The following is a 12939-nucleotide window of genomic DNA, read 5'->3' as shown; positions in this document are numbered from 1 at the left end:
AATTTCATTGGTTTGGTAAAACAGTTGCTTCACAACAGGAGATCGCAATGACGTTACCGAGTGGACACCCGAAAAGTAGATTGATTAAAAAATTCGCCTCGCTTGGCCCATATATCAGGGAAGAGCAATGTGAAGATAACCGTTTCTTCTTCGATTGCCTGGCTGTGTGTGTCAATGTGAAGCCTGCACCAGAGAAGCGTGAGTTCTGGGGCTGGTGGATGGAATTAGAAGCGCAGGAAAAGCAATTTACCTACACCTACCACTTTGGTCTGTTCGATAAAGAGGGGAAGTGGACCCAGACGGCAGCAAAAGACAAAGAAGTGGATGAAAGACTTGAGCTAACACTGCGTGGTTTCCACGAACGTTTACGAGAGTTACTCGGCACGCTAGGTCTTAATTTGGTGCCAGCGGAAAATTTTGCAGAAAAGCCGGTTAAGCTTTCTGCATAAACAAAAAAAGCCCTTCTCGAATGAGAAGGGCTTTTTATTTACAGACTAGAACTGATAAACCATGCCTAATGCGACGATATCATCGCTGCTAATACCCAGCGGGTTATTATCATCCAGTTGGTTGATTTTATAATCGACGAAAGCAGACATATTTTTATTGAAGTAATAGGTTGCGCCAACATCAATGTATTTAACTAAATCAGCATCGCCAATTCCTTCGATTTCTTTGCCTTTCTGCTGCACGTATCCCAATGATGGACGTAGACCAAAATCAAATTGATATTGAATTACAGCTTCAAAACTTTGCGTTTTATTTGCAAAGCCGCCTGAAATTGGCGTCATGTTACGTGTTTCAGAATACATTGATGCGACGTAAATATTATTCGCGTCATATTTAACGCCAGTGGCCCAGGAATCAGCTTTATTGCCTTGACCACGTGCCATAGCCTGTTGTGCGTCAGTTCGGTCTGACGTGGTATATGCGCCGCCCAGTTGGAAATCACTGCCGCCAAAATCGTATGTCAGAGCGGTGCCGAAACCATCGCCATTCTGCTTAGAGACGTCACGGTTTTCGTTTTTGCCCTGATATTGCAGAGTCATGTTCAGGCCATCTACCGCACCAAAGAAATCTGTGCTGCGGAACGTTGCCAGGCCTGATGCACGTTTAGTCATAAAGTTATCTGTTCTGGCCGAAGAGTCACCGCCAAATTCCGGGAACATATCGGTCCAGGCTTCTACGTCATACAACGCACCAAGACTACGGCCATAATCAAATGAACCGAAATTAGCATATTTCACACCAGCAAAAGCATAACGCGTTTTCGTGGTGGAACTGCCTTCGTCTTTATTTCCTGAAAACTCAGCTTCCCATTGACCATAACCAGTTAATTGATCATTGATCTGAGTTTCCCCTTTAAAACCGAAGCGAACATAGGTCTGGTCGCCATCCTTAGTGTTGTCAGCGCTTAAATAATGCATCGCTTTGACTTTTCCATAGACATTAAGCTTGTTGCCATCTTTATTATATATTTCCGCAGCCTGAGAAGATGCTGATGCAACAATGCCCAATACCATTAATGCCAGAGTGGTCTTTTTCATTTTTCATCCCAATAGTGTTTACGCGCTAAATTTAATCGGGAAATATCCCGTTAAAAAACGCAGAGAGTTTTATCGTTTTGAGATGAAAGATTTATGACAGAGTAAGATAAAGTTTAAATAAAAGTAATAAATTTTAATTGTCATAAATATGTCAAATTTTGCCGCTACGTTACTCAGTCCTTTACGCAAACTTCGCTGTTTTCCTTGCCGGGACAGTTGGCAAGCCGCATGACTCCTGTTACAACGTCATCTGACATTTTACTCGTCATGCTTCAAGCTACAGGGTCGTTGGCTGCATTCTTTCACCCCCGTCACTTACTTAAGTAAGCTCCAGGGGATTCAATCTCTTGCCGCCTACCTGTAACTCGAAGTATTTAGAGTATAATTTTTCCAATTTCGTTTAAACGGCAGAGAATCATGAGTGACAGCCAGACGCTGGTGGTTAAACTAGGCACTAGCGTATTAACCGGTGGCTCACGCCGCCTGAATCGGGCTCATATCGTTGAGCTGGTGCGTCAGTGCGCACAACTCCATGCCTCAGGGCATCGTATTGTTATTGTCACCTCCGGGGCGATTGCCGCGGGGCGCGAGCATTTGGGATACCCCGAACTCCCTGCAACCATCGCCTCTAAGCAACTGCTTGCGGCGGTAGGGCAAAGCAGGCTGATTCAACTTTGGGAACAGCTTTTTTCTATCTACGGCATTCATGTCGGGCAAATGCTCCTGACACGTGCTGATATGGAAGATCGCGAACGCTTCCTGAACGCTCGTGACACCCTTCGTGCGCTGCTTGATAACAATATCGTGCCGGTAATCAACGAAAACGACGCTGTCGCAACAGCAGAAATAAAAGTCGGTGATAACGATAACCTTTCCGCGCTGGCCGCGATCCTGGCGGGGGCTGATAAGCTGTTGTTGCTGACGGATCAACAAGGCCTGTTTACTGCTGACCCGCGCAATAATCCAACTGCTGAATTAATCAAAGAAGTCCACGGTATTGATGACGCATTGCGTGCCATCGCTGGCGACAGTGTTTCCGGCCTCGGAACTGGCGGAATGGGTACGAAACTGCAAGCTGCGGATGTTGCTTGCCGTGCCGGTATCGATGTTGTGATTGCAGCAGGTAGTAAACCCGGTGTTATTGGTGATGTGATGGCAGGCGTTCCTGTCGGAACCCGTTTCCATGCGCAGCAATCACCGCTTGAGAACCGTAAGCGTTGGATTTTTGGTGCGCCTCCTGCGGGTGAAATTACCGTTGATGACGGAGCACTGGCCGCGATTCTTGAACGCGGTAGTTCTTTGCTGCCAAAAGGTATTAAGAGTGTAAAAGGCAACTTTTCACGTGGGGAAGTTATCCGTATCCGCAGCCTGGAAGGGCGTGATATTGCCCACGGTGTATGCCGCTATAATAGCGATGCTTTGCGTCGTATTGCGGGCCACCACTCTCAACAAATCGATGAAATCCTGGGTTATGAATATGGCCCGGTCGCCGTTCATCGTGATGACATGATTGTTAACTAAGGAGCTGGCAATGCTGGAACAAATGGGCAAAGCAGCCAAAGCCGCCTCTTATCAGATGGCACTGCTCTCTAGCCGCGAAAAAAACCGCGCGCTGGAAAAAATCGCAGATTATTTAGAGGAACAAGCAGAAAGCATTTTAACTGCCAATGAGCAGGATTTGGTGGAAGCAAAAGCAAACGGCTTAAGCGAAGCGATGCTTGATCGCCTGCAACTGACACCGGCGCGATTAAAAAGCATTGCTGATGATGTCCGCCAGGTATGCAATTTAGCCGATCCTGTAGGCCAGGTTATTGATGGCGGTCTACTGGACAGCGGCCTGCGCCTCGAGCGTCGTCGCGTGCCCTTAGGCGTGGTTGGCGTGATTTATGAAGCTCGCCCTAACGTGACTGTTGATGTTGCCTCGTTGTGCCTGAAAACAGGTAATGCGGCGATTCTGCGTGGCGGGAAAGAAACGTGGCGCACAAATGCCGCAACGGTAAAAGTGATTCAGCAAGCGCTGACAGAATGTGGATTACCCGCAGCTGCGGTGCAGGCAATTGAAAGCCCGGATCGTGCTTTGGTGAACGAATTGCTGCGTATGGATAAGTACATCGATATGCTGATTCCACGCGGTGGGGCGGGTCTGCATAAACTTTGCCGCGAACAATCCACTATTCCAGTCATCACTGGCGGTATAGGTGTTTGCCATATTTTTGTTGATGAAAGCGCTGAATTTACTCCAGCACTCAATATCATCGTTAATGCGAAAACACAGCGCCCGAGCACCTGTAATACGGTTGAAACGTTGTTGGTACATCAGGGCATTGCCGGGGCGTTCTTGCCGGTATTAAGTCAGCAAATGGCAAAATCCGGTGTCACACTACATGCGGATGAAAAATCTTTGCCTGTTTTGCAAAATGGCCCTGTAGAAGTGGTTCCGGTGAAAGCAGAAAATTATGACGACGAATGGTTGTCGTTGCATCTGAATGTGAAAGTCGTTGCAGATATAGATGGCGCGATTGAACATATTCGCGAGCATGGCACACAGCATTCCGATGCGATCCTGACGCGTACGTTAAGCCATGCAAATCGTTTTGTGAATGAAGTTGATTCTTCAGCAGTGTATGTGAACGCTTCAACTCGTTTCACCGATGGCGGCCAGTTTGGACTGGGTGCGGAAGTGGCTGTGAGTACACAGAAACTTCATGCTCGTGGCCCGATGGGACTTGAAGCTTTGACGACATACAAATGGATCGGTTTCGGCGACGATACTATCCGCGCTTAATTTATATACAGGTAATGCATCTAAATCTGGAAATTATAAGATGATGTATTACCTGTTTTTATTTCAATAATTACGTTTGCTACCCATCCTTCTTGAAATTAATGTATTTTATAAAAATATACATCTCAATTGTCGTTTCATTTATTCCAATTAATTTAATTGCCACATATAAATAATAGATTATTTATATGTTTCTAGATTTCAGGAAAATAAGTGCAGTTATTTATGAGGTTGTCTATTTTCATTTTGTCACTTGCATTGGGTTATTAGTCTGTTTTCGTACTTAATTAATAAATTAATTGAACGATTTGCCCTTGCCACATAATAATCCTACCCGCTAATACAGCTACTTGTATTAGTGACTACTGCTTACTGCATTGATTATTGATGGACCAACATAAGATTAAATCCCTTAGGAGGGATGACAAATGCATTCTTGGAAAAAGAAACTCGTTGTATCTCAACTAGCATTGGCCTGTACGTTGGCAATTTCTTCTCAGGCAAGTGCTGCTACTTATAACACCTTCGGATATCATGACGACGCGAGCACTGCTTTTAGTTGGAGCGACTGGACCGTTGCCGATAAGCTTAACTACATTACTTATGATGGTTATATCTATAATAATGCAGCCGATGGTGCTTATGATCAAAGCTTCAACAACGATGTAGTCAATGGCGTTATCTCCACCTATTATCTGGATAATGATTACGCTGATGGTTCGGCTAACACGCTGAATATATCTAACTCAGCTATTCACGGAATGGTGACGTCTCAACAAGTATTTGACAATCAAGGCCATGGTTGGACGAATGGTACAGACGTTGATTATAAATGGGTTGACGGTGACGTATTCACTCTGAATATCGCAAACTCTACTATTGATGATGATTATGAATATTTGTACTTTACAGACAGCTATCTGAATGCTGACGGTAAAGCTGCTTCAGATAATAACCAAATGTCTTTTTATGATCTAGGCACAGCAGTCACTTTAGATGTTGAAAGTAATATCAACATCAGTGATAACTCTCGCGTTGCTGGTATTGCTCTTTCTCAAGGGAACTCGGGCAATGCAGATTACACGACAGAATCTCATACCTGGGATAACAACATTTCCGTTGTTAATTCTACCGTAACCTCAGGCGCCTACACTCCTTTGGAGGGCGAAGGTTTCTATGGAAATTCTGAAGAACCTGGAGATTACAATGGAGACGCTGGAATGAATGACATCGCCATGTCATTTGTTGATAGTTCAACATCTGATTATGCGATGAAAAACAACGTAAAATTAGACCACTCTACGCTGATGGGTGATGTTGTATTTGGCAGCAACTGGAACGCTAATTTCTATCCAACCGGTCACAATTCCAACTCTGATGATCTTCCTGATACCAATGGTGGTTGGGCTGACGATAGCCTGAACGTTGACGAGTTAAATATTACTCTGGATAACGGTAGTAAGTGGGTGGGGGCAGCTGAATTCTCATACCAATATATTGCTCCTGCAGAGATGTATGATGTTGCGGTTAACAGTCTGGAACCAAACTCTACCTATAATCATTGGGGGAATGTAGTTGATGACAGGACCTTCCAGAGCGGGGTATTCAACGTTGCGCTGAACAACGGTTCAGAATGGGATACAGTAAACGATTCCAACGTTGATACTCTGAGTGTGAATAATGGTTCTCAGGTTAACGTAGCTCAAAGTTCTTCTTTGTTGGCAGATTCTATTACTCTGACCAATGGTTCAACGATGAATCTCAGCTCGTATGGGGCTGTGGGTACCGATCATCTGACCGTGGATAGCTATAGTAAAGTTGATCTGACCGATGAAACTACTTACCTGCGTGCTAACACTATTACCGTTTCGAATGGTGGTGAATTCAGCATTGGCGCGGGTGATTTCGATGCTAACTTGTTTAGCGCAGATACGATGGAATTGACCAACGGTGGTGTATTCAACATCAATAGCAGTGATTATGTTTTAGATGCTGATTTGGTTAACGGTCACACCAATACCGGAAATACTCAGGATGCCACTTACGGCTATGGCGTAATCGCCATGAATTCTGACGGTCATCTGACTGTGAATGGCAATAGCAATACTAACAATACAGATGAAGAATTCAGCATTGATGATGCTAATGATGGAACGGTAGCTGCCGCCGGTAACTACAAAGTTCGTATCAATAACTCAACAGGTGCAGGTTCAGTTACTAACTATAAAGATAAAGAGATTATCTATGTTAACGACGTGAACAGTACTGCGACCTTCTCTGCTGCCAACAAAGCTGACTTGGGTGCCTATACCTATCAAGCTGAGCAGAACGGTAACAGCGTTGTTCTGAAGCAGGATCGACTGACTGATTACGCCAACATGGCGTTAAGCATTCCTTCTGCGAACACCAATATCTGGAACCTGGAGCAAGATGCTCTGGCAACACGTCTGGCAAATGGTCGCCATACGCCAACCGCTGATGCTGGCGGCGCATGGGTCACTTACATCGGTGGTAGTTTCTCCGGCGATACTGACGTCTTGAACTATGACCAGGATGTTAATGGCATCATGGTGGGCCTGGATACTGTGGTTGAAGGTAACAGTGCTAAGTGGACGGTTGGTGCTGCGGCTGGCTTTGCTAAAGGTGATATCAGTGATAACAGCGGCCAGGTTGATCAGGACAGCCAGTCTGCCCGTATCTACTCTTCTGCTCGCTTCCAGAACAACATCTTCCTTGATTCAACGTTGAGCTATAGTCATTACAGCAATGATTTATCGGCTACCATGAGCAATGGTGCTGCGGTTAGCGGGGATACTTCTTCTGATGCCTGGGGCTTTGGTATGAAGCTGGGATACGATCTGCAACTTGATCAGCACGGCTATTTGACGCCATATGCTTCTATCTCTGGCCTGTTCCAGGATGGTGACAACTACCAACTTAGCAATGATATGAAAGTGGGTAGCCAGTCTTACGATAGCATGCGTTACGAGGTAGGTATGGATGCTGGTTATACCTTCGACTATGGTGATCAGGCTCTGACTCCGTACTTCAAACTGGCTTACGTCTATGACGATTCAAACAGCAATAGTGCTGATGTGAATGGTGACAATATAGACAATGGCGTGGAAGGTTCTGCCGTTCGTGTAGGTTTGGGTACTCAGTTTAGCTTCACCAAAAACTTCGCCGCTTATGCAGATGCTAACTACCTGGGTGGTGGTGATGTTGATCAAGACTGGTCTGCAAATATGGGTGTGAAGTATACCTGGTAATAATATAGAAATAGCTTAGTTCTAAAGATATAATTTCTTGCGCCTCATTAATATTATATCTAATCTGAGTTAAATGTTTATAATAAATGCCTGTCTCTAATAGTGACAGGCATTTTATTAACCCCTTCCCAGAATAAAGGAATATCTATTATGTATACAAAACCATTAACCCAGCTGCGAAATTATTCGCAGCAGGTTGGTGGGGGTTGGCAAGAAGTTTACCGTGCCAGCGGACAGTGAATTTAGTATGTTCAATGAAAAAGGCGAACCATTAATTTGGTTTTTTAGTGAGGGGAGTATTATATTACATAGAGAAAAAGATGATGTTTTGATGGAGCTTGTTTCTGCACCAACATTAATCGGTTTAGCGAATGTATTTCATAAGTCTCATATTGAATATCGCATAACAACTCAAACTGATTGTCAGGGTTTTTCCCTTCCAGTAACTCAGGCTTTTGAGGCAATAGAAAAAAATAAATTATGGCAACAAGCATGTCACTGGACAACATATCTTTTACGCAGCCTTGAGCAGCGTGACGCTAACTTCGTCGGAGCGACTACTTATTCACAAATTCGAGCCACTTTACTCTTGATGAATTCATGGAGTTCCGATCTTCGAGCCCGTACAGGCGTGATTAACTTTATACAAAAAAGAACAAAAATATCACGGTCAGTCATTGCGGAAATATTATCTGCGCTACGCAAAGGAAACTATATTGAGATGGAGAAAGGTAAGCTGAAGTCGGTGGGTCGTTTGCCAACCAGTTATTAAAAATGCAGGTCGACTTATCGACCTGCTCTGTTATTAAGATGCTGGGATCGCTGGTGGTGTGAAACCGCTTAATTCTGAAACTAAATCATTCACACCGTCACTCATATTCACAAAACGAGTTAATGGTGAGCGAGTTACAACGACAAAAACACCTACATTACTTTCCGGAACCATTGCCATATAGGTAATGAAACCGCCACCGCCGCCAGTTTTTTGCACAATACCCGGCCGACCCTTTTTAGGGGCCATATATACCCATCCCAGACCTAAAGCATCTGCTTTTCCAGGTACATCCATTCCAATAACTTTAGTCAGTTGCGTACGTTGATAAATAAGTGTCTGCATTCTGTCGGCTTGTGTATTGCGACGGTGGAAGTCAGAAGTCAGGAATTGTTGCATCCAACGCATCATATCGTCTGGCGTGGAATAAACCCCGCCGCTACCAATGGCTGCGAGTGTGTTATCACAAGGGCTGGCTCCTTTTTCCGCCACCATCAAGCGTTTGCACTGATCGGGCGAAGGCGTGAATGTCGTGTCCTTCATGCCGAGGGGACGGGTGATTTGCTCTTCGAATAAAGCGGGATAAGGCTTTCCAGCTGCACGTGCCAACGCATCCGCAAGCAAATCAAAAGCTAAATTTGAATAAGAGGCGATAGTCCCCGGAGCACTTTTTAAACTCGCAGTGGCAAGCCAATTCCAACGTTGGTCACGCGTGGGCCAGGTAAACACAGTACGATGAGCGGCACCACCGGGCTGTTCGCGAGGTAAAGCACTGGTATGTGTTGCCAGATTCACCAGAGTGATAGGTTTTCCGTTGTATGTGGGCACTCTGGCGCCTGCGGGAGCGTATTTGCTCAAAGGATCATTCAGCTGAACTTTGCCCTGATCTAACATCTTGACCAACATTTCGCTGGTCATTAGCTTGCTCAGGGAAGCAATGCGGATTACCGAGTCCAGTTGCGGGCGAACGTTATTACCAGGCCTGGTTTCACCAAAGCTTCTGAAAACGCGCTGATTACCATCAATCACCACCATTGCCATGCCAGTCGCACCGGTGCCGTAATAAATATGATTGGCATAACGGTCTGTAATATCTGAAGCAAAAACAGGATCGGGTGAAGTTTGCGCAAAGCTCAAAATTGGCAGCGCAGCAATAACGAGCGCAGCTAGGCGCGGGAGACGAATTTTCAACGCAGGTAACCCATTAGACGAAGTGGAGCGATATTGATTGATCGTATTTATACTACTCTACAGCGCTGCGCAAACGTGGAAAATGAGGAATGTGATGAGAAAAAACGTAACGCGGCATTTCAGCGAGTTTTTTGTGCGTTAATTCGCCTGCGCTCCCAACAAAGTAAAAGACAAAATCAGCTTTTTAGGTTTTTTTATGAGCAGCAAAGTGCGTATAACTCCTATTCCTGACGTAATGGGAAGAAATACGCAAAAAAACTGACAACATCTATACATGGCTTGATTAGAAAATGCGTATCATCAGAGCCACTATAATGACCGTGCTGCAACTATTACTGCCGGGTGGCGTCTTAGTCATTGCAATCACTGTATCGCTAAAGATTTATACCCGTCATACTTCAAGTTGCAGGGGTGTTGGCTGCACTCACAAACCCAGTCACTTACTCAAGTAAGCTCCTGGGGATTTGCTCTCTGGCCGCCTACCTGCAACTCGAATTATTTTGGGTATAGTTCCTTATGCGATACGCACTAATCACGCATACAGAAGTTGATAATGTCTAGTAAACCGTTGTTTCGTAAAGAACTCCTTCACCCTCGCTATTGGCTGACCTGGTTTGGTCTGGCAATTTTGTGGCTGTGGGTGCAATTGCCTTACCCAGTGCTACTGAAAATGGGCGGCTTCATTGGTCGCGCATCGATGCGTTTTCTCAAACGCCGCGTTTCCATTGCCCGCCAGAACCTTAAACTGTGTTTCCCGCATTACACTGATGCGCAGATTGACGCCATCGTGGTGCAAAATTTCTCGTCGCTTGGGATGGGCTTAATTGAAACCGGGATGGCCTGGTTCTGGTCGGATGCGCGAGTGCGTAAGTGGTTCGAAGTCAGCGGGCTTGAACATATTACAAATGCGTGTGAGAAAGGGCAGGGCGTGATGGCTATCGGCGTGCATTTTATGTCGCTGGAACTAGGGGGCCGCGTGATGGGGCTTTGCCGTCCGATGATGGCGATGTACCGCCCGCACAACAACAAAGCGATGGAATTTGTTCAAACTCGGGGGCGTTCGCGTTCCAATAAAGCCATGCTGGATCGGCGTAATTTGAAAGGTATGGTGAAGGCGCTTAAAGCTGGCGAAGCTGTCTGGTTCGCGCCCGATCAGGATTACGGTCCAAAAGGCAGTTCTTTTGCTTCATTCTTTGCTGTGCCACAGGCTGCAACAACCAACGGAACTTACACCATTGCCCGTCTGGCCAAACCTGCGATTCTGACTATCGTGCTCATCCGCAAGCAGGATGGCACGGGGTATCAACTGGTTATCGGGCCTGAATTTAGTGATTACCCGCTTGATGATGAACAAGCTGCCGCTGAGTACATGAACCGCAAAATTGAACACGAAATTATGCGTGCACCTGAACAGTACCTGTGGCTGCATCGTCGTTTCAAAACCCGGCCACCTGGTGCACCTAAACTTTATACCGTTTAATGCTCAAACCGGGTTGTGCTACGCTCTTTCCTTCTGAGATGAAGAGAGCGAAATCATGGCAGCCCAACGTGTACTAATGGTTATTGATATGCAAAATGGGGTGTTTGATGCCCCCCGTTTTAATCGGGAAATTTGTACGAAACGTATTAACCAGCTGATCAACGCCGCCGATAAAGTCATTTTTATCCAGCATACTGAACAAGGGCTGGAGCAAGAGACTGCGGCATTTGCTTTGTTGCCCGAACTTCATCAACCTGTTGATGCGCTTTATGTCACCAAAACTGCATGCGATGCGTTTTATCGCACAGACCTTGAAGATGTTCTCACCCGTCATCAAATAAACGAATTTGTGGTGTGTGGTTGTGCAACGGATTATTGCGTTGACGCTACTATTAAAAACGGAGCTAGTCGTGGTTATGCTATGACTGTCGCCCTTGATGCCCATACCACAGCAAATCGTCCGGCGGCTCTTGCCGAAGTGTTGATCGAGCATTACAACGATGTCTGGCGCAACTTTACGATTCCGGGAAACACTCTGCGAGTAAAAACGACCGCAGATATCCTCACCGACTGGTAAAGCACCCTTAGCCTGACATCTCTTGATACAACATTGAGCGAGCCTTATCGCCCCCGGGTGGTCATAACAATAAGAGTTTGTTTTCAGGAGTGTTGTAGATGTTTAAATCGTTTTTCCCTCGTCCGACAGCCTTTTTTCTGTCGGCTTTTATTTGGGCGATGATCGCCGTTGTTTTCTGGCAAGTTGGCGGAGGCAATTGGCTTCAACGTTTGGCTGGAGCCTCAAATGAGGATCCTATTAGTGCTGCGCGTTTTTGGTCATTAAAATCGCTGGTTTTCTACGGTTTCTATGCTGTTAGCGTGGGCTTGTTTTATCTATTTTGGTCTGTTTATTCCCCGCACCGTTGGCAGAGCTGGTCGATACTTGGTTCAGCACTCATTGTGTTCGTCACCTGGTTTTTAGTTGAAGTGAGCGTTGCCATTAACGCCTGGTATGCGCCATTTTACGATCTGATTCAGCAGGCGCTCAGTGCTCCTCATAAAGTCACCATCGGCCAGTTTTACAGTGAGCTAGGTATTTTTCTCGGCATTGCGTTAATTTCAGTGACCGTTGCCGTGTTAAATAACTTCTTTATTAGCCACTATATTTTCCGCTGGCGTACGGCAATGAACGAATATTATATGGAGCATTGGCAACGCCTTCGACATATAGAAGGTGCTGCGCAGCGTGTGCAGGAAGACACCATGCGCTTTGCTTCTACGCTCGAAGATATGGGTGTCAGCCTATTGCAGTCGATCATGACCCTGATAGCCTTTCTTCCTGTGCTTGTCGCGCTTTCTCCGCACGTGCCAGAACTGCCGCTTGTAGGGCATTTACCGTATGGGCTGGTGATTGCGGCGATTGTCTGGTCTGTGATGGGAACCGGCTTATTGGCGGTCGTGGGGATTAAATTACCTGGATTGCAGTTTAATAATCAGCGTGTTGAGGCTGCTTATCGTAAAGAGCTGGTTTATGGCGAAGACGATCCATCACGCGCAGCGCCTCCGACAATTAAAGCTCTCTTTAATGCGGTGAGACAGAATTATTTCCGTCTTTATTTCCATTACACCTACTTTAATATTGCCCGTATTCTCTATCTGCAAGTCGATAACATTTTCGGACTCATTTTGCTGTTCCCGTCTATTGTGGCCGGAACGATTACCCTGGGTCTAATGACGCAGATAACCAATGTGTTCGACCGCGTGCGCAGTGCATTCCAGTATCTAATCAACTCGTGGACTACGCTGGTGGAATTGATGTCCATCTACAAGCGTCTGCGCAGTTTCGAGCGCACTTTGCAGGATATACCTGTCGAAGAAGCGGGTGAGATAGTCTAAAC

Annotated in this window: 10 protein-coding genes; 8 read left to right on the top strand and 2 right to left on the bottom strand. The window is 45.8% G+C overall.

The genetic code is table 11. The features are described from left to right. Window positions 1–47 precede the first annotated feature (47 nt). On the top strand, window positions 48–449 hold the full coding sequence (gene crl, locus DY231_RS18535; protein ID WP_115630635.1) for a sigma factor-binding protein Crl: 402 nt from the start codon (window positions 48–50) through the stop codon (window positions 447–449). A gap of 45 nt (window positions 450–494) precedes the next feature. Here crl and phoE read toward each other — a convergent pair whose 3' ends face one another. After that, window positions 495–1547 carry a phosphoporin PhoE gene (gene phoE, locus DY231_RS18530; RefSeq protein ID WP_115630633.1) on the bottom strand — a complete coding sequence of 351 codons (1053 nt, stop codon included), beginning with the start codon at window positions 1545–1547 and terminating at the stop codon, window positions 495–497. 417 nt (window positions 1548–1964) lie between these two features. On the opposite strand from phoE, the gene proB reads away from it, so the two are divergent. The 4 genes from proB to DY231_RS18510 all read left to right on the top strand — a co-directional run bounded on the left by proB (window position 1965) and on the right by DY231_RS18510 (window position 8373). After that, window positions 1965–3068 (top strand): glutamate 5-kinase, encoded by a 1104-nt coding sequence (gene proB, locus DY231_RS18525; protein ID WP_115630631.1) that lies wholly within the window; start codon window positions 1965–1967, stop codon window positions 3066–3068. A 10-nt stretch (window positions 3069–3078) separates the two neighbouring features. Next, window positions 3079–4332 (top strand): glutamate-5-semialdehyde dehydrogenase, encoded by a 1254-nt coding sequence (gene proA / locus DY231_RS18520; RefSeq protein ID WP_115630629.1) that lies wholly within the window; start codon window positions 3079–3081, stop codon window positions 4330–4332. A gap of 428 nt (window positions 4333–4760) precedes the next feature. Then, window positions 4761–7601: an autotransporter outer membrane beta-barrel domain-containing protein gene (locus DY231_RS18515; protein WP_115630627.1), complete on the top strand. Its 2841-nt coding sequence runs from the start codon at window positions 4761–4763 to the stop codon at window positions 7599–7601. A 223-nt stretch (window positions 7602–7824) separates the two neighbouring features. Continuing rightward, window positions 7825–8373, top strand: a complete 549-nt coding sequence (locus tag DY231_RS18510; RefSeq protein WP_147295657.1) for a helix-turn-helix domain-containing protein — start codon at window positions 7825–7827, stop codon at window positions 8371–8373. A gap of 33 nt (window positions 8374–8406) precedes the next feature. Here DY231_RS18510 and ampH read toward each other — a convergent pair whose 3' ends face one another. After that, on the bottom strand, window positions 8407–9564 hold the full coding sequence (gene ampH / locus DY231_RS18505; RefSeq protein ID WP_115630623.1) for a D-alanyl-D-alanine-carboxypeptidase/endopeptidase AmpH: 1158 nt from the start codon (window positions 9562–9564) through the stop codon (window positions 8407–8409). A 553-nt stretch (window positions 9565–10117) separates the two neighbouring features. Here ampH and lpxP point away from each other — a divergent pair. The 3 genes from lpxP to sbmA all read left to right on the top strand — a co-directional run bounded on the left by lpxP (window position 10118) and on the right by sbmA (window position 12937). Further along, on the top strand, window positions 10118–11044 hold the full coding sequence (lpxP, locus tag DY231_RS18500) for a kdo(2)-lipid IV(A) palmitoleoyltransferase (RefSeq protein WP_115630621.1): 927 nt from the start codon (window positions 10118–10120) through the stop codon (window positions 11042–11044). A gap of 55 nt (window positions 11045–11099) precedes the next feature. Continuing rightward, a complete protein-coding gene (locus DY231_RS18495) occupies window positions 11100–11621 on the top strand; it encodes an isochorismatase family protein (RefSeq protein WP_115630619.1) in 522 nt (173 codons plus the stop codon). Window positions 11622–11719: 98 nt separating this feature from the next. Then, window positions 11720–12937, top strand: coding sequence for a peptide antibiotic transporter SbmA (gene sbmA, locus DY231_RS18490; RefSeq protein WP_115630617.1), 1218 nt, complete (start codon window positions 11720–11722; stop codon window positions 12935–12937). Window positions 12938–12939: the final 2 nt, after the last annotated feature.

This window comes from Buttiauxella agrestis (assembly GCF_900446255.1).
Taxonomy (GTDB): Bacteria; Pseudomonadota; Gammaproteobacteria; order Enterobacterales; family Enterobacteriaceae; genus Buttiauxella; species Buttiauxella agrestis.
This window is presented reverse-complemented; position numbering and strand designations above follow the sequence as displayed.